Source organism: Tropicimonas isoalkanivorans (genome assembly GCF_900112335.1).
Classification (GTDB): Bacteria; Pseudomonadota; Alphaproteobacteria; order Rhodobacterales; family Rhodobacteraceae; genus Tropicimonas; species Tropicimonas isoalkanivorans.
In genome coordinates, this window is the sequence record NZ_FOLG01000002.1 from 483,742 (window position 1) to 507,077 (window position 23,336).

At 66.4% G+C, this 23,336-nt stretch carries 20 protein-coding genes; 16 read left to right on the forward strand and 4 right to left on the reverse strand.

The genetic code is table 11. The features are described from left to right. Positions 1-353 precede the first annotated feature (353 nt). The 11 genes from BM075_RS06560 to BM075_RS06610 all read left to right on the forward strand — a co-directional run bounded on the left by BM075_RS06560 (position 354) and on the right by BM075_RS06610 (position 12,602). A complete protein-coding gene (locus BM075_RS06560) occupies positions 354-1,472 on the forward strand; it encodes a transporter substrate-binding protein (RefSeq protein ID WP_177208264.1) in 1,119 nt (372 codons plus the stop codon). Further along, complete coding sequence (locus tag BM075_RS06565; RefSeq protein ID WP_093359842.1) at positions 1,469-2,062, forward strand: ANTAR domain-containing response regulator; 594 nt, start codon at positions 1,469-1,471, stop codon at positions 2,060-2,062. The genes BM075_RS06560 and BM075_RS06565 overlap by 4 nt, the downstream gene beginning before the upstream one ends. Beyond that, the gene (locus tag BM075_RS06570; protein ID WP_093359843.1) at positions 2,059-2,958 is read left to right on the forward strand and encodes an ABC transporter permease; all 900 of its coding nucleotides are present in this window, start codon (positions 2,059-2,061) and stop codon (positions 2,956-2,958) included. Before BM075_RS06565 ends, BM075_RS06570 begins: the two co-directional genes overlap by 4 nt. After that, on the forward strand, positions 2,958-3,878 hold the full coding sequence (locus BM075_RS06575; RefSeq protein WP_093359844.1) for an ABC transporter permease: 921 nt from the start codon (positions 2,958-2,960) through the stop codon (positions 3,876-3,878). Before BM075_RS06570 ends, BM075_RS06575 begins: the two co-directional genes overlap by 1 nt. Before the next feature lie 130 nt (positions 3,879-4,008). After that, positions 4,009-5,634, forward strand: a complete 1,626-nt coding sequence (locus BM075_RS06580) for an ABC transporter substrate-binding protein (RefSeq protein ID WP_177208265.1) — start codon at positions 4,009-4,011, stop codon at positions 5,632-5,634. Next, a complete protein-coding gene (locus tag BM075_RS06585) occupies positions 5,624-6,568 on the forward strand; it encodes an acetamidase/formamidase family protein (RefSeq protein WP_093359845.1) in 945 nt (314 codons plus the stop codon). The genes BM075_RS06580 and BM075_RS06585 overlap by 11 nt, the downstream gene beginning before the upstream one ends. Then, a complete protein-coding gene (locus BM075_RS06590; protein WP_093359846.1) occupies positions 6,565-8,340 on the forward strand; it encodes an ABC transporter ATP-binding protein in 1,776 nt (591 codons plus the stop codon). Before BM075_RS06585 ends, BM075_RS06590 begins: the two co-directional genes overlap by 4 nt. A 28-nt stretch (positions 8,341-8,368) precedes the next feature. After that, on the forward strand, positions 8,369-9,040 hold the full coding sequence (locus BM075_RS06595) for a cysteine hydrolase family protein (RefSeq protein WP_093359847.1): 672 nt from the start codon (positions 8,369-8,371) through the stop codon (positions 9,038-9,040). Between the two features lie 187 nt (positions 9,041-9,227). Further along, complete coding sequence (locus tag BM075_RS06600) at positions 9,228-10,601, forward strand: alanine/glycine:cation symporter family protein (protein WP_093359848.1); 1,374 nt, start codon at positions 9,228-9,230, stop codon at positions 10,599-10,601. Positions 10,602-10,690: 89 nt separating this feature from the next. After that, positions 10,691-11,104 carry a universal stress protein gene (locus BM075_RS06605; RefSeq protein ID WP_093359849.1) on the forward strand — a complete coding sequence of 138 codons (414 nt, stop codon included), beginning with the start codon at positions 10,691-10,693 and terminating at the stop codon, positions 11,102-11,104. A gap of 139 nt (positions 11,105-11,243) precedes the next feature. Next, on the forward strand, positions 11,244-12,602 hold the full coding sequence (locus BM075_RS06610; protein ID WP_093359983.1) for an FAD-dependent oxidoreductase: 1,359 nt from the start codon (positions 11,244-11,246) through the stop codon (positions 12,600-12,602). 32 nt (positions 12,603-12,634) lie between these two features. Here BM075_RS06610 and BM075_RS06615 read toward each other — a convergent pair whose 3' ends face one another. Next, positions 12,635-13,810, reverse strand: a complete 1,176-nt coding sequence (locus BM075_RS06615) for an aminotransferase class I/II-fold pyridoxal phosphate-dependent enzyme (protein WP_093359850.1) — start codon at positions 13,808-13,810, stop codon at positions 12,635-12,637. Positions 13,811-13,940: 130 nt separating this feature from the next. Beyond that, positions 13,941-15,191, reverse strand: a complete 1,251-nt coding sequence (locus BM075_RS06620; RefSeq protein WP_245758756.1) for a polysaccharide biosynthesis/export family protein — start codon at positions 15,189-15,191, stop codon at positions 13,941-13,943. A 198-nt stretch (positions 15,192-15,389) separates the two neighbouring features. Between BM075_RS06620 and BM075_RS06625 the strand changes: the two genes are divergently transcribed. The 5 genes from BM075_RS06625 to BM075_RS06645 are packed head-to-tail and all read left to right on the forward strand — an operon-like array spanning position 15,390 to position 20,557. Next, complete coding sequence (locus BM075_RS06625; RefSeq protein ID WP_245758757.1) at positions 15,390-16,634, forward strand: oligosaccharide flippase family protein; 1,245 nt, start codon at positions 15,390-15,392, stop codon at positions 16,632-16,634. A 3-nt stretch (positions 16,635-16,637) separates the two neighbouring features. Beyond that, positions 16,638-17,561: a glycosyltransferase family 2 protein gene (locus BM075_RS06630; protein WP_093359851.1), complete on the forward strand. Its 924-nt coding sequence runs from the start codon at positions 16,638-16,640 to the stop codon at positions 17,559-17,561. A gap of 16 nt (positions 17,562-17,577) precedes the next feature. Further along, entirely contained in the window at positions 17,578-18,576 is a 999-nt protein-coding gene (locus tag BM075_RS06635) for a glycosyltransferase family 2 protein (protein WP_093359852.1), read from the forward strand. 11 nt (positions 18,577-18,587) lie between these two features. After that, positions 18,588-19,604 carry a glycosyltransferase gene (locus tag BM075_RS06640; protein ID WP_093359853.1) on the forward strand — a complete coding sequence of 339 codons (1,017 nt, stop codon included), beginning with the start codon at positions 18,588-18,590 and terminating at the stop codon, positions 19,602-19,604. A gap of 23 nt (positions 19,605-19,627) precedes the next feature. Further along, a complete protein-coding gene (locus tag BM075_RS06645) occupies positions 19,628-20,557 on the forward strand; it encodes a sulfotransferase family protein (RefSeq protein WP_177208266.1) in 930 nt (309 codons plus the stop codon). On the opposite strand, the gene BM075_RS06650 is transcribed toward BM075_RS06645, so the two are convergent. Together BM075_RS06650 and BM075_RS06655 are read right to left on the reverse strand one after the other, a co-directional pair. Further along, positions 20,539-21,858, reverse strand: coding sequence for a capsular biosynthesis protein (locus BM075_RS06650; RefSeq protein ID WP_093359855.1), 1,320 nt, complete (start codon positions 21,856-21,858; stop codon positions 20,539-20,541). The genes BM075_RS06645 and BM075_RS06650 overlap by 19 nt on opposite strands. Continuing rightward, a complete protein-coding gene (locus tag BM075_RS06655) occupies positions 21,855-23,336 on the reverse strand; it encodes a GumC family protein (RefSeq protein WP_093359856.1) in 1,482 nt (493 codons plus the stop codon). Before BM075_RS06655 ends, BM075_RS06650 begins: the two co-directional genes overlap by 4 nt.

Consider the following 23,336-nt stretch of genomic DNA (forward strand, 5'->3'; position numbering starts at 1 on the left):
CTGGGTTTCCATTTGGCGTAGGGTCACTGTGCCAGAGCGTCGTTTCGAGAGTATTTCGGGCTCCGACCAATTGCGTTTCAAATGTTTCCAGCGAATGGGGCCACGGGTTCCCCTTCTTCGCGGCGTCGCCGTCGCCGCCTGATGAAGGTGCACGCTTCCTGGGCGAGGCGCATATTTTTTAGCCAACTTGGGCCGAGACACACGGCGTAGGGACAGGGCGTTCTTGCCAGCGCACGAGCCCCGTGCTCAACTTTCCTCATCAGGACAAACATGCTGACGGCAATCGGGCCCCAAACCCTCATGATGTGAGGGAATGGGGCTTTTTGCGTGAGCAGATGCAGGGGTGTGAACTGTTGACTGGAGTTTTCCAGATCGGGCTTATCTTTTCCCTGAGCGGCCCCTACACGGCCCTCGGACAAGCCTCGCTGGACGGCGCGTTGATGGCGATTGACGACGTGAACGCCGCCGGCAAGCTGAGATTGAACGCGGTTCATGGGGACCCGAAGGGGGTGCCGTCCCGGTACGAAGACCTCGTTGAGGAGATGGTGCGGAACGGCCCGCTACGCCACATCGTGGGCGGCATCACCTCTTGGTCGCGCAAGGACATGATCCCGGCCCTCGAACGTAAGGGTGCCCTGCTCTGGTACCCCTGCCCCTACGAGGGGTTCGAGTGCAACGATCACGTCGTCTACCTCGGCGCGTGTCCGAACCAGCACCTGCTACCGCTGATCGACCACGTCGTGACGCGTGGAATCCGGAAGGCATTCCTCGTCGGGTCGAACTACGTCTGGGGCTGGGAGACACTGCGCGTGGCGCGAGAGCAGCTCGTAAAACGGGGCGTGGACGTTGTGGGCGAACGTCACCTGCCGTTGGGCGACACCGAGTGCGATCGGCTGCTGGCAGACATCGCGGCTTCCGGGCCGGATCTCATCGTCGACAGCCTGATCGGCCCGTCGAACCACGCCTTCATGCAAGCCCTGGCCGCCGAACGCCCCACGGGCGGGCGCCCGCTTATCGTCAGCGCCAACCAGACGGAGGCCGATCTGGCCGCCCTCGGCCCGGCGGCAGAAGGGATGATGTCCATCGGGGCCTGGTTCGAGGCCGTGTCGGGCGAAGGGTTCCGCGCCCGCATCGCCGAGCGGTATGGACCGGACTATCGCGCCTCCTGCAACTTCGCCACCGCCTATGCAGCGATCCAACTCCTGGCCGAAGGGTTTGCCAACGCTGGCTGCGACGATCCGCAGGCTGTCTTTTCCGCCGTGGCCGGACGGTCGCACGAGACGGTGCTGGGCGAGATCGAGATCAACTCCGTCAGCCGGCATACGAGCCTCGTTCCACGACTTGCTGTTGCCGAAGGGGGGCGGTTCCGGATTATCGTGGATCAAGACCATGCGATCGCGCCGGATCCATATCTGACGAACGTGGCCCCGGCTCCCGCGCGCCGCGCGCCCAACCTGAGGATCGTATCATGAGTCCTGCGTTGGAGCTGAACTTCTCGGGCCGTACGGCCGTGATCCTGCACCCGGCGGAGAGCGTGCGCGCCCAGCTGTCCGACCGCCTCGCAGCGCTCGGCCTTACGGGCGCCGGGCACTGGCCGGATGCGGCGGAGGCAATCCTCAAGGCCGACTTCCTGTTCGTGGACGTCGACACCGGCCACGACGAGCAGATCCCGTGGGAAGCGGGCTGCTCGCCGATTCCGATGATCGGCCTGATCCGATCCGAAAGCCCCGGGCGTCTCTCGTGGGCGCTGAGGCAGAACTTCGACGCGTTCCTGTCGCAGGCCGCGCCCGGGCTGGTCTATTCCACTCTGGTCGTCGCCTCGGCAAAATGTGCTGAGCGCCGGGGCAATGCGGAACGCGCGGCCGAGGCCGCCCGCCGCGCCGGGCAACGCCACGTGCTGATCCGTGCCGTGCTGCTGCTGATGCAGGAGGAAGCTATCGACGAGATGGCCGCCCTGAAACGTCTTCGGGCCCTCGCCATGGTTGAGCGCCTTCCGCTGGAGGATGCGGCGGCGAAGTTGCTCGACACCACCGACGGCAAGCGGGCGGGCAAATGGTCATGAGTGACGCGACCATCGCTCCGCCGCCGGTGGCGCGTAAGCGCAACGCCGCGTGGGTCCTCCGGGAGCTGTTGCGCCGGCCGCGCTCGGCCTTCGGGCTGACGGTGATCGTCCTCATGGTGGGCGCCGCGGTCCTGGCGCCGTGGATCATGCCGTATGACCCGAACGATCAGATGTTCGACGGGCTGAGCCTCGAAGGCGCCCCGCTACCGCCATCGGCGAAGTTCTGGCTGGGGACGGACCTGCTCGGGCGCGACCTGTTCTCCCGTCTCATCCTGGGCACCCAGACTTCGCTCATAATCGGGGTGCTGGCCAACGGCATCGCCGTCGTGCTGGGCGCGACCGTGGGGATCACCGCGGGCTACTTCGGCGGCTGGATCGGGGGCGTCCTGATGCGCTTCACGGACCTGATGATGGCTTTCCCGGCGCTGCTTCTCGCCATCGTGCTGGCGGCGATCTTCAAGCCGTCCCTGCTGATCGTGGCGCTTGTGATCGCCATGGTGAACTGGGTGCAGATGGCACGGGTGCTCTACACCGAAACCCGCAGCCTCGCGCAGCGCGAGTTCATCGACGTGCAGCGGGCCATCGGCTCTTCTACCTGGCGCATCCTCGGCCGGCACATCTTTCCGCACCTCGTCTATTCCATCATCGTCTTCGGGACGCTTGGCATATCGACGACGGTGCTGCTGGAAGCCACGCTGAGCTATCTCGGCGTGGGCGTACAGCCGCCGACGCCCTCCTGGGGCAACATCATCTTCGAGAACCAGACCTACTTCGCCAACGCGCCGTGGCTGGTGTTCTTCCCCGGTCTCGCCATCGTGCTGCTGGCGCTGTCCTTCAACCTGCTGGGCGACGTGCTGCGGGACACGCTCGATCCGAAACTGAAGGGGCGGCACTGATGTGGGCCTATCTGATCCGCCGGATAGGGGAGTCGCTGCTGATCCTGCTCGGCATCAGCCTCGTGACCTTTGTGCTGCTCTACCTCGTACCCGCCGACCCCGCCCGTCAGATCGCGGGCCGCTCCGCCACCGCGGAGACAGTGGCCAACATCCGCGCCCAGCTCGGCCTCGACCAGCCGTTTCACATTCAATACATCCGCTACCTCGGCAACCTGCTGCACGGCGATCTCGGCCGCTCCTACCTGCAACGCACGGAGGTGGCGGAACTGATCGAGGCGCGGATGCCGGCCACGCTGCTGCTGATGCTCGCCGCCATTGTCGTCGAGCTGATCCTGGGCCTCACCATCGGCGCGGTCGCGGCGTTGAAGCGGAATTCGGCGCTGGACCAGACGCTGATGGTGTTTTCCTTCGTCACCATCTCGGCGCCGCAGTTCGTGGTGGGGATACTGCTGCTCTATGTCTTCGCGGTACAGCTCCAGTGGTTCCCCATCGGGGGCTATGGCACCTTTGCCCATCTCGTCCTGCCCGCCGTGACCATCGGGCTGCTCGGGACCGGCTGGTACAGCCGCATGATGCGCTCCTCCATGATCGACGTGCTGGCGCAGGACTACGTGCGCACCGCGCGCGCCAAGGGACTCGGACGGTTGCGGATCATCCTGCGGCACGTTGCGCCCAACGCGATCCTGCCGATCATTGCCATGATCGGTATCGACATCGGGCTCTTCATGTCCGGCATCGTCGTGGTGGAGAGCGTCTTTGGCTGGCCCGGCATCGGTCAGCTCGCCTGGCAGGCGATCCAGCGCATCGACATCCCCATCATTATGGGCGTCACGCTCGTCTCCGCTTGCTTCATCGTTCTGGGCAACCTGATCGCGGACCTGGTCGCGCCGCTGGTGGACCCGAGGATCAAGCTGAAATGAGAACCGGCGCGCCCATACCGCCCTTCCGACGCGCAGGGTGGCTCGCCGAAGGCGCCGGCAGTGTGATGCGGACCGAAAGTTACCAACAACCAACTGAGAAACTGCGACACCCAACAGGAGAAAGCTCACAATGACAAAGACATTGATGACCAGCGCCCTCGCCCTGGCGGCCGCGCTCGGCGCCGCGCAGGCGCAGGATTTCACCGAGGCCAAGCAGGGCGGCTCGATGATCGTCACCTACAAGGACGACGTCTCCACGCTGGATCCGGCCATCGGCTACGACTGGCAGAACTGGTCGATGATCAAATCGCTGTTCGACGGGCTGATGGACTATGAGCCGGGCACCACCGAGCTCAAGAAGGACCTCGCCGAGGACTACACGATCTCCGAGGACGGCAAGACCTTCACTTTCAAGCTGCGCGAGGGGGTAAAGTTCCACAATGGCCGCGAGCTGACGGCCGAGGACGTCAAGTATTCGCTGGACCGCGTGACGAACCCCGAAACCCAGAGCCCCGGCGCCGGCTTCTTCGGCTCGATCGAGGGCTACGACGCCATGGCCGCTGGCGAGGCGGATAGCCTTTCAGGCGTAACGGTCATCGACCCCTACACCATCGAGATCAAGCTCTCCCGCCCGGACGCGACCTTCCTGCACGTGATGGCGATCAACTTCTCCTCCGTCGTGCCGAAGGAAGCCGTGGAGGAATGGGGGCAGGACTTCGGCAAGCATCCCGTCGGCTCCGGCGCCTTCAAGCTCGCCGACTGGACGCTCGGTCAGTCGCTGACCTTCGAGCGCAACGAGGACTACTGGCACGAGGGCGTGCCGAAGCTGGACCAGATCACTTTCGAGATCGGCCTCGAGCCCATCGTCGCGCTGCTGCGCTTGCAACAGGGGCAGGCCGACATCCCCGGCGACGGCATCCCGCCGGCCAAGTTCCTCGAAGTGACCGAGGATCCGGCGTTTGCGGACTTCGTGATCGAGGGTGGCCAGCTCCACACAGGCTACATCACAATGAACGTGAAGATGCCGCCCTTCGACGACGTGAAGGTGCGTCAGGCGGTGAACATGGCGATCAACAAGGATCGTGCAGTGCGCATCATCAACGGCCGCGCCGTGCCCGCCAACCAGCCGCTGCCGCCGACCATGCCGGGCTACGCGCCTGACTACGAGGGGTATGCCTACGACCCCGAGGCCGCCAAGGCTCTGCTGGCGGAGGCGGGCTTCCCCGACGGCTTCGAGACGGAGCTGTTCGTCTACAACACAGACCCCAACCCGCGCATCGCACAGTCCTTCCAGCAGGACCTCGCCGCCATCGGCATCGACGCCGAGATCCGCAACCTTGCTCAGGCGAACGTCATCGCGGCCGGCGGCGAGCCGGACCAGGCGCCGATGATCTGGTCGGGCGGCATGGCCTGGATCGCGGACTTCCCCGATCCGTCGAACTTCTACGGGCCGATCCTGGGGTGTGACGGCGCGGTGCAGGGCGGCTGGAACTGGTCCTGGTACTGCAACGAGGAGCTTGACGCCAAGGCGGTGGAAGCCGACGCGATGACCGACCCCGCCATGGCGGAAGAGCGCGAAGCCAAGTGGCGCGAGATCTACCTCGCCATCATGGAAGACGCCCCCTGGGTGCCGGTGTTCAACGAGCAGCGCTACACCATGCGCTCGGCCAAACTCGGCGGGCCGGACGCGATCTTCGTCGATCCGGTCCACGTTCCCGTCAACTACGACTACGTGTTCTCCAACGATGTGCAATAACTGCGACCACACCATCCACGGCCGGCACCATCACTACGGGTGGGATCATTCGATCCCGCCCATCGCCACCGTGGCCCCGGGCGAGAGCGTGTTCTTCGAATGCCTCGACAGCTCGGGCGGGCAACTTTCGGCGGAGAGCACCGTGGAGGACCTGCCGGCCCTCTCCTTCGACAAGGTCAACCCGGTCACCGGCCCGATCTACATCGATGGGGCGGAGCCGGGCGATGTGCTGAAGATCCAGATCGAGGCCTTCACCCCCTCCGGCTGGGGGTGGACGGCAAACATCCCGGGCTTCGGCCTTCTCGCCGATCAGTTCGAAGACCCCGCGCTGAACGTCTGGTCCTATGACCCCGAGAGCACGGCGCCGTCGCTCTACTGCGGCATCGCGCAGGTGCCGCTGAAACCCTTCGCCGGCACCATCGGCCTCGCGCCGGCGGAGCCGGGCCTGCACTCTGTCGTCCCGCCGCGGCGGATGGGCGGGAACCTGGACATCCGGGATCTCGCCGCGGGCACCACGCTCTACCTTCCGGTGGAGGTCGCGGGCGCGCTGTTCTCGGTGGGCGACACCCATGCCGCCCAGGGCGATGGCGAGGTCTGCGGTACGGCCATCGAGAGCCCGATGAACGTCGCGCTCAGCTTCGACCTCATCAAGGACCAGCCGCTGAAGTTCCCGCGGTTTACCACGCCCGGGCCGGTGACGCGGCATCTGGATGCCAAGGGGTACGAGGTGACGACCGGAGTCGGGCCGGACTTGATGACCGGGGCGCGGGACGCGCTCTCGGCCATGATCGACCTGATCTGCGCGACCTGGAAGCTCAGCCCGGTGGAGGCTTACATGCTCTGCTCAGTCTGCGGCGACCTGCGGATCTCGGAGATCGTCGACATGCCGAACTGGGTCGTCTCGTTCTACCTGCCGCGGGCCGTGTTCGAATGACGGCCGAAGAAAACTCCGGGCGCGCTGCGCCGCGCCCGGTCCTCACTGTCTCGGGGCTGAGCGTTCAGGTCGCCACCCCGGAGGGTGCCAAGACCGTGGTTGAGGATCTGAGTTTCACCCTGAACCACGGCGAGACGCTGTGCCTGGCGGGTGAGAGCGGGTCGGGAAAGTCCATGACCGCGCTCGCGATCATGGGCCTGCTGCCGTACCCCATGGCGCGCATCTCCGCCGGCTCGATCCGTCTCGCCGATGGCACCGAACTGGCCGGCGCGAGCGAACGCGCGCTCCGGAAGGTCCGCGCCATGCGGATCTCGATGATCTTTCAGGAGCCGATGACCTCGCTGAACCCGGTGATGACCATTGGCCGGCAGCTTTCCGAGGTTTTGCTGGAGCACAAGGTCTGCACCCGTGCCGAGGCCCCCGGACGCGCGCTCGAATTGCTGCGCGACGTGCAGATCACCGAGGCGGAAAAGCGGCTTGGGCAGTATCCGCATGAACTCTCCGGCGGCATGCGCCAGCGGGTGATGATCGCCATCGCGCTGGCGTGCAGCCCGGAAATCCTCATTGCGGACGAACCCACGACGGCGCTTGACGTGACCGTGCAGGCAGAGGTGCTGGAACTGATCCGCGCGCTGCAACGAGAGCACGGGACCACTGTTCTGATGATCACGCACGACATGGGCGTCGTCGCCGAGATGGCAGACCGGGTGATCGTGCTGCGCAACGGCCGGCAGGAAGAGGCCGCCCCTGTTCGCACCCTCTTCGCCGCGCCGGAGACGCCCTATGCCCGCGAACTGCTCGACGCCGTCCCCCGTATCGGCGAGGCCCCGGCCCGCCCCGCGCCCGACCGCGTGCGCCACACGGTGGACGTGGAGGATCTCAGCGTTCGCTTTCCGATGCGCGGCGGCATCCTGAACCGGGTGACAGCGCAGCTCCACGCGGTGGAGGGGGTCGACTTCCGCATCGCGCCGGGAGAGACGCTGGCGCTGGTCGGGGAATCCGGCTGCGGCAAGTCCACCATCGGCAAGGCGCTCCTGAGCCTCGTGCCGTGGCAGGGCAGCATCCGCATCGACGGGCAGCAAATGGCCGGCCTCAGCCCCCGCGCTCTCAAGCCGATCCGCCGCAATGTGCAGATGGTGTTCCAGGACCCTGGCGCCTCGCTCGACGCCCGGATGACCGTCGGCAAGCAGGTGGCAGAGCCGCTGGTTGTGCATGGTCTCGCCTCTGGGTCGGAACTTCAGGACCGGGTGGAGTGGCTGTTCCGCCGCGTGGGCCTCCCGCCGGATCATATGGACCGCTTCCCGCACGAGTTTTCCGGCGGCCAGCGCCAGCGCATCTGCATCGCCCGCGCTCTGGCGCTGCGGCCCAAGGCCATTGTCGCTGACGAAAGCGTCTCGGCGCTCGATGTCTCGGTGCAGGCTCGGGTGCTCGACCTGCTTCGCGAACTGCAGGAGGAGGAAGGACTGGCCTATCTGTTTATCTCGCACGACATGGCGGTGATCGACCAGGTCGCCGACCGGGTGGCGGTCATGAACCTTGGCCAGATCGTCGAAACCGGTAGCCGGGACCAGGTCCTGCGAGACCCGCAGCACAGTTACACGCGGCGGTTGCTCTCGGCCGTGCCGATCCCCGACCCGACGCACCTCCGCCCGCCGGTGCTGCCACGGGAGGGCCCGGTCGGGTCCCCGGTCCGGCCGCTGGGCGAAGACGTCACACGTTTTGCGATGCAGGAAATCGCCCCCGGCCACTGGGTCGCCGACCGCGCCGCATGATCCGTTCCGCCAGAAAAGGATGCCCCCGATGAGCTGGAAGACCGCCTTTCGCTCCTTCTATTACGAGACCGCCGATGAGCCGGAGGACATCGTGTTGCCGCCCGAGGAAACGGCACTGCTCGTGATCGACATCCAGAACACGTACATGGAGGTCCCGGAGGATCAGGCGGAGGCAAACCGCTGGGCGCCGTTCCATGAGCGGATGAACGAGATCGTGATCCCCAACACGCGGGCCTTGCAGGACTGGGCGCGTGGGACCGGCATCGAGGTCATCCACGCCCGCATCGCCTGCCTGAAGGAGGACGGGCGGGATCGTTCGCTGAGCCAGAAAAAGCCCGGCTTCAACTACCTTCTGCTACCGAAAGACCGCGAGGACAGCCAGATCGTCTCGGCGGTGGCCCCGCAAAAGGACGAGATCGTTGTCACCAAAACGACCGACAGCGCGCTGACCGGAACCAATTTGCGGATGACACTGCACAACATGGGCGTGAAGAACGTCATCGTCGCCGGCATCTTCACCGATCAGTGCATTTCCTCCAGCGTCCGCAGCCTGGCCGACGAAAGCTTCAACGTCATCGTGGTGGAGGATTGCTGCGCGGCTGCGACGGACGACCTGCACCGGCACGAACTGGAGGTGATCAACATGATCTACTGCCACGTGGTGAGCAAAGACGACGTTCTGGGGTTCTTGAAAGCGTGAAAGCCCGGCGGCGCGACAGCGGGTCGCATACTTTCATAGGCTCAGCACGCGCGTAATCTCAGGGCGTGGGGAATATCAAAGAACCATGTGCGGCGAGGCCGTATTTCCGAACGTCCGGTTTTGCTAAGCTGGATCCACGCCGTGTGGGCACGGCGGGTCCATAATATGAAAAAAACGAGGGATTGACATGGAAGCGTTATCCAATGTCGTGGGACAGATAAATTCGATCGTTTGGGGGCCGCTCATGCTGGTTCTCATTCTCGGAATCGGCCTCTTTCTCCAGATCGGATTGAAGTTCATGCCGATCTTGCGCCTGGGCACCGGCTTCGGCCTGCTTTGGAAAGGGCGGCAGGGTACCGGCGAGGGCCAGATCAGCCCCTTCAACGCGCTGATGACCTCACTTTCGGCCACAATCGGAACGGGGAACATCGCGGGCGTGGCGACGGCCGTCTTCCTCGGCGGACCGGGCGCGCTTTTCTGGATGTGGATGACGGCGCTGGTCGGCATGGCGACCAAGTACAGCGAAGCGGTTTGCTCCGTGAATTTCCGCGAACGGGACGAATTGGGGAACTACGTCGGCGGGCCGATGTACTACATCAAGAATGGCCTCGGAAAAGGCTGGTATTTCCTCGCGCCGCTCTTTGCGGGTTTCGGTGCAATCGCCGGATTCGGGATCGGCAATACCGTGCAGTCGAATTCCGTGGCGCAGGCGATGGAAGGTGCCTTCGGCCTGCCGCCTCTGGTAACCGGCATCATCCTGATGGTCCTGACGGCGGCCGTGATCCTGGGCGGCATCACCCGTATCGCCGCCGTTGCGGGTAAACTGGTCCCGGCCATGGCGGGCCTCTACATCCTCGCCGGCCTGATCGTACTCATCATCAACATCGACAACCTGGGCACGGCCTTCGGGCTCGTCTTCGCCCACGCCTTCACGCCATCGGCAGCCGAAGGGGGCTTTGCCGGCGCAGCAGTCTGGCTTGCGATCCGGTTCGGCGTTGCGCGCGGCGTCTTCTCGAACGAAGCAGGCCTCGGCTCGGCGCCCATCGCGCACGCCGCAGCGGAAACCAAGGGGCCGGTGACACAGGGCCTCGTCGCCATGCTGGGAACGTTCATCGACACCATCATCGTCTGCACCATCACCGGACTGGCGATCATCGCCTCTGGCGCCTGGACGTCGGGCGAATCCGGCGCCGCGCTCACATCTCTGGCCTTCGAGACCTCGATGCCCGGGCTGGGAAATTACATTATCGCCCTGGCGCTCTCGATCTTCGCCTTCACGACGATCCTCGGCTGGTCGTTCTACGGCGAAAAATGCGTGGAGTTCTTCCTCGGTGTGAAGTCCCTCGTGCCGTTCCGGCTCCTGTGGTGCGTGGCCGTTCCGCTCGGGGCGACGGCGGATCTCGGGTTCATCTGGCTGCTGGCGGACACACTGAACGCCCTGATGGCCATCCCGAACCTCATCGCCCTGGCGCTTCTCAGCCCGATCGTCTTCCGGCTGACGAAGGCGTATTTCGCCAGCGGCGGAATGTCGGAGGAACCGGGCAGGACGCCTGCCGAGTGACGCAATTCCCTCTGAAAGAGCACCCGGGGCTTCCGCGCCCCGGGCAGCATCGCTTCAAGTCACATGATCTCGCCCTCGGGAGTTGAACAATGGTCCGCAAGATCCTCCTGCCACTCGATCACACCGATCCCCGGTCCTGGGAAAAGGGACTGCCTGTCGCGCTGGAGCAGGCGCGATCGTTCGGCGGGGAAATACACGTGATCTCGGTCATTCCCGAGATCATCCGCCTGCCAAACCTTCCGGCAAACTACGGAGCCGGAGCGAAGGATCACGTCGCCAGCGTGCTGCGCAAGGTACTCGATGAGAACGGCGCGGCCGACGTTCCGGTGACGGTGGAACAAGGCAGTGTCTACCGCGAGGTGCTGAAACGGGCCAAGGACGGCAAGTTCGACATGATCGTGCTCGCATCGGCCAAGGGCTCCGCCCCGTACTACGAAATCGGCCCGCACCTTGCGCAGATCGTCCGCTACGCCCCGTGCTCGGTGCTGGTGGTCCGAGACTGACACCGTGGTCACTGCAAGATGACAACGGCCGTCCGAAGGGATGGCCGTTGTTTGCGTTCAGACCGTCGATCATCGTTAATCCGGACATACGCCACCCACGGTGGCATTTGGCGCGTGAGGACAGTCTGCAATGAACACCATGACGATTTCTGAGCCGCCGCGCCAAACGCCCGTCATCCACACGACGGATGTGCTCGTCGTCGGCTCCGGCCCCGGTGGGCTCGCGGCCGCACTGGCCGCCGCCCGCTGCGGCGTGGCGGTCACGTTGCTGGAACGCTTCGGCTGCTTCGGCGGCAACATTACGGTCGTCGGCGTGGAGGGCTTCGCCTGGTATCGCCATGAAGCAACCCTCGAAGCCGGCGGGATCGGACGGGAATTCGAGGACCGCGCGAAAGCCATGGGACTGGCCACCCCGGAAAGCCAGTCGTTGAGCTACGAACTGGACAGCGAAGGGTTCAAGCTGGTCGCGGACCGGCTGGTGGAAGAAGCCGGTATCCACCCCATGTTGCATCGCCAGTTCGTCGCCCCGATCATGGAGGGCAACGCAATCCGGGGTGTGATCGTCGAGTCCAAGGCCGGGCGCGAGGCAATCCTCGCGGCGCGCGTGATCGATGCCACCGGGGATGCCGATGTGGCTCACCGCGCCGGGGCCCCCACTCGCAAGACCCCGGTCGAGGACATGCAGGCGGCGAGCGTCATGTTCCACCTGGCGGGTGTCGACAAGGCGGCCTTTTTGGAAGGCGTCCGCGCCGATCCGCAGACATACGCCGACTGGTCCTCGGGTGAGTGGCAGGTCGAGACCGAGGGGAAGGAGGACGCAATGTTCTCCCCGTTTCTCGGCAAACCCTTCAGGAAGGCAATCGCGGACGGCGTCATTCCCCCTCACCTCAACACCATCGGCGGGACGTGGGGCGCAGTGCACGACACCGGCGAGATGACCTATATGAACCTCGTCCATCTCGCTGGATGCGACGGCACCGATCCCGACAGCCTGACCCACTTCGAGATGGAGGGCCGCCGGCAGGCCATGCACGCAATCGACGCGTTGCGGCGCTACACGCCCGGGTGCGCGGCAGCGCGGCTCCGCAATTTCGGGATGTCCATCGGCATTCGCGACACCCGCAAGCTCGACGCCGTCTACAACATGACCGAGCAGGACGTTCGCGGTCAGGCGCGCTTCGAGGACAGCATCGGCATCTATCCGGAGTTCATCGACGGCTATGGAATCCTCATCTTGCCGACGACGGGCCGGTACATGCACATTCCCTACCGGTCCCTGCTGCCGAAGTCGGTCGAAAACCTGATCGTGGCGGGCCGCGCCACCGGCGGCGACCGGGTGGCCCATGCCGCGACGCGCAACATGGCGTGCTGCGCCGTGACCGGACAGGGCGCCGGGGTCGCCGCGGCGCTGTCCGTCCGGCACGGATGCGCGCTGGACGCCGTGAACATGGCGACGCTGCAGGGGGAAATCCGGCGTCAGGGCGTCCGCATCGACTAACCGCCACACCTCGTCACCGCCGGAGGCACCGGCTAAATCCCGGCGGCCGCCTTGAACGCGGGCAAGCTGGCCTCGATCATCTCCGAGGTGGCGGTCAGGCAGATCCGGAAGTCCGACGGCCTGTCGAACAGCGTGCCGGGCATGATGAAGACGCCGTCCCGGGCCAGCGCCTCGGCAAAGGCCGCGGAATCCCCGCCCGGCGCCCGCCCCCACAGGTAGAACGTCCCGGCCGGTTTCGTGAGGTCATACCCCCATTGGGTCAACGCACCATGCATCCGGTCCCGCCGCGCCTCCAACGCGCCGATGTCGATGGACAGCTTCTCAAGATCGCCGATGGCGTATTGCAGCGGCGCGTCGGGAAAGGCCCAGCCCTCCGACACTTGCGTCGTGGTCATGATGGATTGAAGCGCCGTCCGCTCGTCTTCCGGCATCAGCGGCGAAATCGCCAGGTATCCGATCCGCAGCCCCGGCGCCAACAGGATCTTGCCGTAGCTGTAGTCGATCAGTGTCCGGGCATAGATAGCGGCCGGGCTGGTGAACGAATGCCCGTCGAACCTGATGCGGCGGTAGGGTTCGTCCGACAGCACGAAGATCGGATGGCCAATCTCCTCCGATTTTGCCGTCAGCATATCCGCGAGTTCCGACAAGCGCTCGCGGCTGTAGATGACGCCCGTCGGATTGTGCGGCGTGTTGACGACGACGATACGTGTGCGTGCCGTGATCGCCGCCTCGATGGCCGCGACGTCCAGTTCGAACGTGCCTTCGGATAAAGGAACGGGCACGGTGCGGGCACCACGCGCAGCAAGCATCGTGCTGTAGCAGAACCACCCAGGCAGGGGCGTAATACACTCGTCGCCCGGATCGAGCAGCATGGAAAAGGCGGCGGCAATGGCGCCGAATGCCCCGGCAGTCATCGCGATGTCCTCGGGCGTGAAGGGGAGCCCGAGTTCCGCGCGCAATGTGTCCGCAACGGCGGTGCGCGGCTCCTCCTCGCTCGTCTTGTAGGCGAACCAGTCCACGGAGTGCGGTTCGGCCCGGTCCTTCAAGCACGCCACCAGCCCCGGCAGTGGCATTTCGTGCGGGTTGCCGAATGTGAGGTCCGCGCGGACGTTCTCGTCTGGCACGTCGGCGCGGTACCCGGCGAAGAACTCGAAGACAGGCCGGATTTCATCGGACGCCGAGCGGGAGCGTTGAGACAGGAAAGACATCGGGACCTCCGCGGTGTTACCCGCAGCGTACCCGAAAACGCCTCTCACGGAAATCGCGGCCTCCCCTTACCCTTGGCATCGTGCGGCGGAGCTTTAGCTCATGAAGTATCGTGCGCGGCCCTCAGGCAGGTCAGGGCGCCGATACCAGCAGTGCCGCGCCCCCAACGATGCCCAGCACCCGCGCCGCGTCGGTCACGTTGGTCACGCCGCTGTCGTAGCAGGCAATCGCGTCTCCTGGCAGCAGGAAGGGATCATAGTCGTCCCGGTCCTGGCGCACGCGCATGTCCTCGATGCTGCGCTCGATGACGATGGAGACATCCGTGATCGGGTTGCGGGAAAACAGCGCCGCCGTGCGGGATGCATTCGTGGCCCGCGCGCCTCCGACGCAGTTCGTGCTGACGATGCCCTGAAGCAGCCGGGTGCCGTAGGGAACCTGTCGTGCCTCACGTCCAATTGCAGCGGAGGCGTTGCTTTGCGTGGGCACGACGAGGTTGGAAAGGAACAGGCTGATGCCCGGTGGGCTGATCGGGCTTGGCACCATGAGATCGTCTTGGAAGCAGAGGCGGCTCGGCACCACGATTTCGTCGCCGCTCAGGAGCATCACATCGTCGAACGCGCGCCCTTCGATCACCGGGCGCAGATCGAACCGGTAGCTGCGTCCGCCGCGGCGCAGTTCCACCGCCGAAAGGTCCGCATCCGGGCGGACGCCCCCTGCCCGGCGCAGCGCCACGGTCAGGTTGCGCGCCTCCGTGGAGGCGCCACGGGCCTGTTCCCGGCGTTCGCTGACGACCGCGCCGTCCCCCGTGCCGAGGTCGATCGGGCTTGGCTCGAAGACGGCGCCCGACACCGATACGCGCGCCGAGGCCAGATCGGACAGCAAGACGGAGACCCTGGGCGCTTCGTTGTAGTATCCCCCCGCCTGCAGTGCGCGGGAAATCTCGGCGGAAAGGGCCTCGGGCGTGCGGCTCTCGGCCCGGAAGGCGCCGATGAAGGGGATCTTTATCGTGCCCTCTCGCGAGATGATGTAGTCGCCGGAAAAGATCGCCTCCTCTCCGAGAACGGCCTGATCCCCCTCCACATGTACCTCCACGAGGTCGCCGCGCGAGAGCGATTCCCGCCGTAGTTCAAGCGGCAGAACCTGCGCCCCCTTCGCTCCGCCATCCCCCGCCGCGGGGCGGCAGCGTTCGGCATTCATGCGTTCGGAAACGAGATAGTCGGCCGCCGCGCTTCGCGGAACGGGGTCGCGGTACTGGGCCTGATAGGCAAAGGACGTGCTCGTGCGATCCACCGTTTCGAGGTTGGTCGCCCTGCCCTGCGGGCCGCAGCCGTGCAGCGCTACAGCTCCGCTCACAGCGATCAAGATAGCAGTTGCCCGTTTCACGACCGTTCTTCTTCTGCTCTGCTCTCGGCGTCAGAGTAGTCGGTGCGCCGTCGCAAGTCTATCCGAAGGGATAGGACCCTCTCCGGCGTGGGCGCGAAGGTGTCCGTCGGCGCACACCACCGGCCGTCCCCCCCACGCTACTATCTCCTCACAGTCACCCGCCAAACCGCCACATTCACCGCGACAGGGCCAAACAGAATGATGTTCCCCTCCCAGATTGCCCGGCTCGGCCCCTTCGCCCGCGACCTGCTGGCCTACTCCGTTTCCGAGGCGGCGGCCAAGGCGTCCCGGTTGTTCGTGGTGATCGCCGTGGCCCGCACCATGGAGGCCGAGGCCATCGGCATCGCGGCAGCCGCCCTTGCCGCCTCGGATATCCTGAAAGCCCTGACCGAGAACGGCGCGGTCCAGCGCATTATCGCTGCACCGGACGCCGCGCTGGAGAGTACCTGCCGCACCGCCAGCCGGATCTTCTGGGTCTGGTGCCTGGGCCTCTTCGCCCTGCAAGTTGCCGTGGCTGGCGCCCTGTTCGCTGTCGGGGGGACCGCCGTGATCTCGATGCTGATCGTGATCCTCGCCGCCGAGTACCTCTTCATGCCTGCGGGCCTCGTCCAGGTCGCCCTCGCCATGCGGGAGGGCAAATTGCGCCAGACCGCCGCCATCTCTGCCGGGCAGGTTGTGGGGGCGAACGTCGCTTGCGTTGCGCTCGCGCTGATCTGGCCAGGTCCGCTCGCGCTGGTCCTGCCGCGCCTGATGTCGGCCCCGATCTGGCTCGTCGCGGTGCGCCGACTTCGGCCGTGGTCGCCCGACCGGACACAGCCCTTTGCACCGCTGCGCCCGTTCGTGGCCTACGGCGGGGCGGTTCTGGGGGTCGAGGTCGTCAAGGCGCTGCGCCTGCAGATCGACAAGCTGCTTGTCGGGCTCCTGATGGGCGCGGAGATCCTTGGCCTCTACTTCATGGCCTTCAATGCCGGCCTCGGGTTGGCCAACTCCTTCGCCCTCGCTTTCGCCCGCGTTCTCTTCCCGCACCTTTGCGCCAGCGACGACCGCGCCTCGGCGCTGCAGCGTGGCCTCACTCTGGCGCTCCGGGTCATCGTCCCCATGGTCGTCCTCCAGTCTCTGGCCGCACCCTTCTATGTGCCGGTTCTTTTCGGCCCGGAGTGGCAAGACCTGAGCGGTGTCGTCGCGATCCTCTGCCTCGCGGCCATCCCGGGCGTCGTCTGGTCGGCGGCCGCCCAGTGGCTCAGGGCCGAAAACCGCCCGGACCTGGAGTTCGTCGCGACCCTCGCCATGACGGCCGCGCTCATCGCCAACACGGCACTCATGGCGCCCTACGGCCTGACGGCGCTCGCGTGGGGCTACCTCGTCACGGCGACCGTCACCCAGCTTCTCGCCGCCCTCCTGCCGCTTGCCGGCGCCCTGAAACCCGCAGCCGCGGAGGTTTGATCCATGCCTGTCTTCACTGTCGTGATCCCATTCTACAACGCCGGATGGTCCCTGCCGGCAACGCTCGCCAGCCTTTCGGCGCAAAGCTTTACCGATTGGGAGGCGATCTGCGTCGATGACGGCTCGACCGACGCGAGCAACGCCCTGATCGAGCGCATCTCCCGAGCCGATCCGCGCATCCGCTGCGTCGCCAATCCCGGCAAGGGTCCGAGCGCGGCCCGCAACTTCGCGGCGCTCACTCGCGCACGGGGCCGGTATATCGCCTTCCTCGACGCCGACGACATCTGGTCGACCGAAAAGCTCGCCGTGACCGCCGCCGCGTTGCGAACGGCCACCGTGGATGCCAGCTTTTCCCGCGTCGCCTTCTTCGAGCGGGAGCAGGCCGACGCCCGTGCGATCTCCCGGGTCCCGTCCGGACCGCTGACAGTAAGCGATCTGCTGGGCGAGAATCCCGTCTGCACGATGTCGAACCTCACCGTGCAGCGGGATCTGTTCGCGGCCACCGGCGGGTTCAACGAGGCGCTCGTTCATAACGAGGACCTTGAATGGCTGATCCGTTTCGTCGGCGCCGGTCACCGGCTTCGGGGCATCGATCGGGTCCTGACCTACTACCGGGCCAACACGCGCGGCCTTTCGGCCGATCTGGCGAAAATGCGTTCAGGCCGGGCGGCGGCGTTGGCCACCGCTCGGAGCCTGGGCGCCACGCCGTCGCGTCGTCACGAGGCGGTGCACCTGCGCTACCTCGCCCGGCGGGCTTTGCGGCTGCAATCCGGGCGCTTCCTCCCCCTGCGCCTCACCCTTGCTGGCTTGCGGCAAAGTCCGTCGGGTTTTTTCTCCGAGTTCCGCCGCGGCGGGCTTACGGCGCTGGCATCGGTCATCGATCCGCTGGTGCCGGAGCCGCTCGCCCGCCGGATCTATGCCCGCTGACATAAAGGACACCCCCATGCCCAAGGCCTCCATCGTCGTTCCAGCCTACAATGTGGCGGCAACCCTCGCCGAAACCTTGCGCGCCCTTCTCCGACAGACGTTCGACGACTACGAAATCGTTCTGGTCGATGATGGCTCCACCGACGCCACCGCCGCGATCGCCGCGCCGTTCGAGGGCGCGCGCTTCCGGATCGTCTCCCAGTCCAACCGTGGTCTTGCCGGCGCCCGCAACAGCGGCATCGCTGCGGCGCGCGGCGACTACATCGGGTTCTGCGACAGCGACGACCTGTGGCACCCGGCCAAGCTGGAGCGTCACGTGCGGCACCTCGACTCCCGGCCGGACGTCGGCGTCAGCTTCAGCGGCTCCGCCATGATCGACGAGACCGGCAAGCCGCTGGGACTCAGCCAGCGGCCAATGCTCCGGGGCATCGACGCGGCCCACATCTTTCGCCGCAATCCGGTGGGCAACGGCTCCGCGCCGGTGATCCGCCGCGCCGCGCTCGATGCCATCGCGTGGCGCCCGGCGGGCGAGTACACCCGGGACTGGTGGTTCGATGAGACCTTCCGCCAGTCGGAGGATATCGAGTGCTGGCTGCGCATGGCCCTTACCACCGACTGGTCCTTCGAGGGCATTCCCGGCGATCTGACGCTTTATCGCATCAACTCCGGCGGCCTTTCGGCCAGCACGGAGGCGCAGCTCAGGGCCTGGGAACGGCTGGTGGAAAAACTGTCCCCGCTGGCGCCGGGCTTCTTTGCCCGCCACACGCCGGCCGCCCGGGCCTATCAACTGCGATACCTCTGCCGCCGGGCCATCAGCGACGGCGATGCCACAGCGGCGGGGCGGTTGGCCAAGCACTCGCTGCTGAGCTCCCGCCGGCCGCTTTGGGAAGAACCAGCCAAGAGCGCAACCACCCTGGCCGCAGCCCTCGTTCTGGGCGGTCTCGGGTCGGATCGCTTCCATTCCCTGCGGGCCGCGCTCGGAAAGCGCGGCTTGCCGACCAACGAAACTTCGTGAGGAGAAGAAACATGCCTGCCAAAACCATTGTCCACCTCGTCGACGACACCACCGCCGGCGGTGTCACGCGCGTGATCGACTTCATGCTCGCGTCCCCGGAGATGGCCGGCCTCGGCCGGCATCGGGTGGTGGTCGTGCCGCGTGGCCGCTTCTCGGCTCCGGCGCTCGACGACGACATCATCGTCTCCCACTTGTCGGTAAGCTGGCGGAACCTGCCGCAACTGGTCGCTCTTCGCGCCCGCTACGCCGATCGCACGCTGATCCATGTGGAGCACAGCTATACCGCCGCGTTCACGGGGCTGAAGGTGCGCCACAGGCCACGGTTCTTCGCCCTGCTTCGAACGGCTTATTCGCTCTTCGACCGTCTCGTTGCGGTCAGCGAGGCGCAGGGGCGCTGGCTGTCGGAACGCGGGCTGGTCCGGCGCGAGGCGCTGGCGGTCATCCCCTCCTGCGTGGATCTCGCGCCCTTCCTGCGCATGCCGCCACGCTACGGGACGCCTCGGGTCATCGGTGCAATCGGGCGGTTCGACGAACAGAAGGGCTTCGACATCCTGATCCGGGCCTTTCGCGAGACAAGAAACCCCGACATCCGCCTGCACCTAATCGGCGACGGCGCGGACAGGGTGGCCCTGGAAGCTCTGGCTGCAGGGGACGACAGGATCTCCTTCCAATCGTTCAGTCCCGATCCCGCCAGCGTGATGAGCAAGCTCGACCTGATCGCCATGCCCTCGCGGTGGGAGGCTTATGGCCTCGTGGCCCTCGAGGCGCGCGCTGCCGGTCGGCCACTTCTGGTATCGCGGGTCGACGGACTGGAGGATCACGTGGCAGCCGGGGCCCGGGCCGTTTCGTCCAACACGGTCGAGAGTTGGCGGGAGGCGATCGCGCGGGCCGTGGAGGCCGGCCCGGCGCTGCACATTGGCACCGCTCGGGCGCGCGAGGAAGCGCAACGACGCCAGCGCGAGACGCCCCGGCTGTGGAACGCCCTGATCGACGGAGCCCGCGGGGCGACGTCCCGCGACGCGGCATGAGCGGCGCTGTAACGAGCCCGCGCATGGGACCCGATGTCATCGTCGCCGGGATGCCCAAGGCCGGAACCACCGCGCTTTGGGCAGCCATGGCGCGTCACCCGTCCGTCTTCATTCCCGAACACAAGGAGCCTGGCTATTTTGCCTTCGCGGGCACCGATGCGCGGCCGAAAGCGGGTCCGTTCGATCCGGACTATTTCGACAGGATCGTCACAGATCCTGGCGACTACGCCCGCCTCTTCGCCGGGGCCGGCGCGCGCCTTGGCCTGGACGCCTCTCCCGTCTACGCATTGGACCCGACCGCACCCGTTCGCATCGCGGCAGAGGTGCCTGATGCGAAGGTGCTGCTGATCTTGCGTGACCCGGTGCGGCGGGCGTTTTCCCAGTTCGCCCACCATGTCCGTGACGGATTGGAGACGACAGCCGATTTCGGCGAGGCGCTTGCTCGGGAAGGCGACCGCCTTGCGAATGGCTGGTCGCCCTTCTTCGGCTATGCCGCGGGCGGCCGCTATCGGCGGATCATATCCCGCTTCGAAGCGGCGGTCCCCGAAGATCGGCTTTGCGTTCTTTTTCATGAGGACATGGAGGACGACCCCGCGGCCACCCTCGCCCGTGTCGCGGCGTTTCTCGGGCTGGATGCCGGGCCGGAAGGCGCCCTCGACGAGCGGCACAACCTCGCCTCAGCTCAGGCCAACGCCGCCCGGTTCCCCGGCTTGCGCCGGATGCTGTCACACCCCGGAAAGGCGACCCGCGTAGTCTCGCGCCTGTTGCCGAAAGCCGGCCGACGGAGAGTGAAGGCGACGCTCGAGCGGATCAACGCAGGCCGCAGGCCGGTTCTGGACACGTACGTCGCGCGACAACTTGCCCGATCGCTGGAAGAGGATATCGCATGGGTCGAGCAACGGTTCGACCGCGACCTCGCCCACTGGCGCCACGATCAGGTGGCAGCGGCCTGAGACAGGCGGGTCGCGAGCCGCGCGAGCTGTTCGTCGGCCAGCTCGCGGGCGTGTATGCCCAGAACGAGCAGCCCGGGCCACATCATGTAGGCTTCGATCTCGACGTTCTCGCCCATCGACAGGAGGACCAACGTCATCACGATGCCGAGCGGCAACCGCCCGCGCGGCCCGCGCGCGGCGTCGAGCAGTGCCAGGCAGGTCTGCCACACGAGCGGAACGAGGAGTGCAAGGAACCCGACCAGACCCTTCACGAAAAGCAGCCCCCACCAGGTGTGATGGCTGCCGATGGGCATGTACTCGACCAAATGCGGCCCCGGTTGCACGGTGCCGTGTCCGAACCAGAAGGCCTCGTTCTCCCAGCGTTCGCCGGCAATGCGCTGGAGCGTTTCCCGCACCCGGGTGCTGTCGGCGCGCGCGCCCTTGAAGGCCGCCACCCCGTCATGAAGGCCGCGCAGGAGCGCGGGGCCGAGCACGGCCAGAGACGCGGCAAGCCCCGCCACCACCTGCCATGCCCAGCCGCGCAGGATCAGCGGCAACATCCGCGGGCCGATCGTGCAGGCGACGAGCCCCACCAGCCCCATCCGCGATTTCGACATCAGGATCATTGCCACGCCCGCCGCGATCCCGGCGGCGCGCCATTTGCTGTCACGCTCCTCAAGGGCAAACAGCACCATCACCACCCCGAGCAGGGCGGCGAAGGGCGACCAAGGGGCGAAGAACTGCCAGCGCGGGGTCCAGCTGGCGGGATCGAACGTGTAAAAGTAGACGCTGAAGTACTCCGGCCCGGGCCCGCCCACGGCCTTGAGGGGCGAGGTGAAGATGCGCTCCGGAAGGCCCGCATAGGGCGCGACGGCAAGAATCGGCAGCAACGCCAGCGTCCAGACGCCCACGATGCATTGTCCGCGGGACAGGATCTCGCGGCGGATCGGCAGAATGGCACCGACAAGCGGGAAGAGCGCCATCAGCGCCCAGCCCTTGGCCCAGCCGATACTCGATTTGATCGTCTTCTTGAGACCCAGCCCCCAGTCGAGGTGCCCCACCCAGAGCGCCACCAGCATCACCAACATGCCGAATATCCACGCCCAGACGACCGGCGGGATCGCCCCGGTCGCGCGCAAGTCGGCCCGGATCGCCGGGCCGAGGTAGAGCGACAGCATTGCAAGTCCGCCAAGCGACCAGGCCAGAACCGGGCCGACAACGTAAAGCGCGCCCAGGAAATAGAACGGCCATGTCCAGGCGAGCGTGCGGAGCACCAGGGCCTCAGCCGGATTGGCGGGTTGGAGCGGGGCCGGCCGGTTCATGCCGTCACCCCGGGGTCACCTTTGCCGGCCGCCAGCAGGCGGTCTATGAGGCGCCTGCGGATCCAGCCGAGCGTCAGCCCCATCAGCAGAAAGAGCGTCGCCGCGACACCCGCCGCGATGGCCAGCTTGCGCTTGGGCGACGAGGGCGCCTCGGGCAACGAGGGGTTTTCCAGAACCTGCACCAGCGGGTAGGACGCGAAAAGATCCACCTTGGACGTTTGGGATCGCGCCGTCGTGGAGGCGAAGACCGCCTCGGCGACGGAGAAGTCGCGCTGCAGGTCCTCCAGCCGCGCGGCCGGTTCGATGAGGTCGAGAACGCGGGCCTCCAATCCGGCAAGCTGCTGTTCCAGCGCGGCCAGTTCAGCCGCCTGCCCGGCACGCTCGCTGTCGTACTCCACCAGCCGTGCCAGCAACTCCGCCCGCCCGCCGACCGGCGAAAGGTCGAGCCGCGCCACCTCGGTCGCGGACATCCCGGTAATGCGGACGGCGGTGTCGAGCGCCCGCAGACGGGTGGCGTCCAGGCTCTCCCGCGCGGCCTTCAGGGAGGGGTGGTTCGGACCGTACCGTCCCTCCGCCTCGGCCACGCTCGCGGCATGCCGGCTCATCTCCTCGATGATCTGATTGAATTCGCTGTCGGCGTGCAGCTTCAGCGTCGCGGAGGCGGCCTCGGGGCTGACGGCGAGTGTCACCCTCAACGCCTCTGTTGCCTCGATCCGTTCCGTCAGCTCGCTGGAAAGCTGGGCGATCGTTCCGCGCAACACGTCGGTTTCCCGCACGAGTTCCTCGTATTGGCCGGCATTGATAAGCCCCGTCTCCCGCTGAAGTCGGCTGATTTCGCTGCGGGTCGCGGCAACGGAACGGCGGTATTCCTCCAGCGCCCCACGTCCGCCGTCCTCGCGCACCGTCAGTTCGTCGCTGCGAAGCGCGTCGACCTCCGAATAAAAGGCCACGAGCAGCGCATCGCCACGCGCCTGCGCGTCCGCGGGCGAATTGCCGGTCATTTCCACATGAATGAGGCCGGTCTGGTCGACCAGCGTCACCCGCGGTTCGCCGAAATCCGCCCGCACCATATCCAGCGTCGCGGCCGCGGCGTCCCGGATCCGGTCGGCCGCGAGAAGGCGCTTGTACGTCTCCGTGGGGCTTACGGAGCTGCTGGCGAAGGGCGAGTTGGCGAAGGAGGACGCTTGACCGATACGATCGAGATTGACGGACGCGGAAGCCCCGGAGCCGGGCAGGATCAGCGACATAGACGAGGTGTATCGCAGCGGAGCGGTCTTCAGATACCCTGTGATTGGCGCCCAGACGAGGGACGCGCCCAGCAGGAACAGGAAGGTGTAGCGCGGAAGCCGGCCGGCATCGTTGACCCGCCCACCGCGAAAGATGCGCGCGACTGACAGGTCCCGCAGTGGCATGCGCAGGAACCTGAAGCGACGCGAGGGGGTGGCCGTCTCGGGTGGCAGGGCGGTGCAATCGGTCAT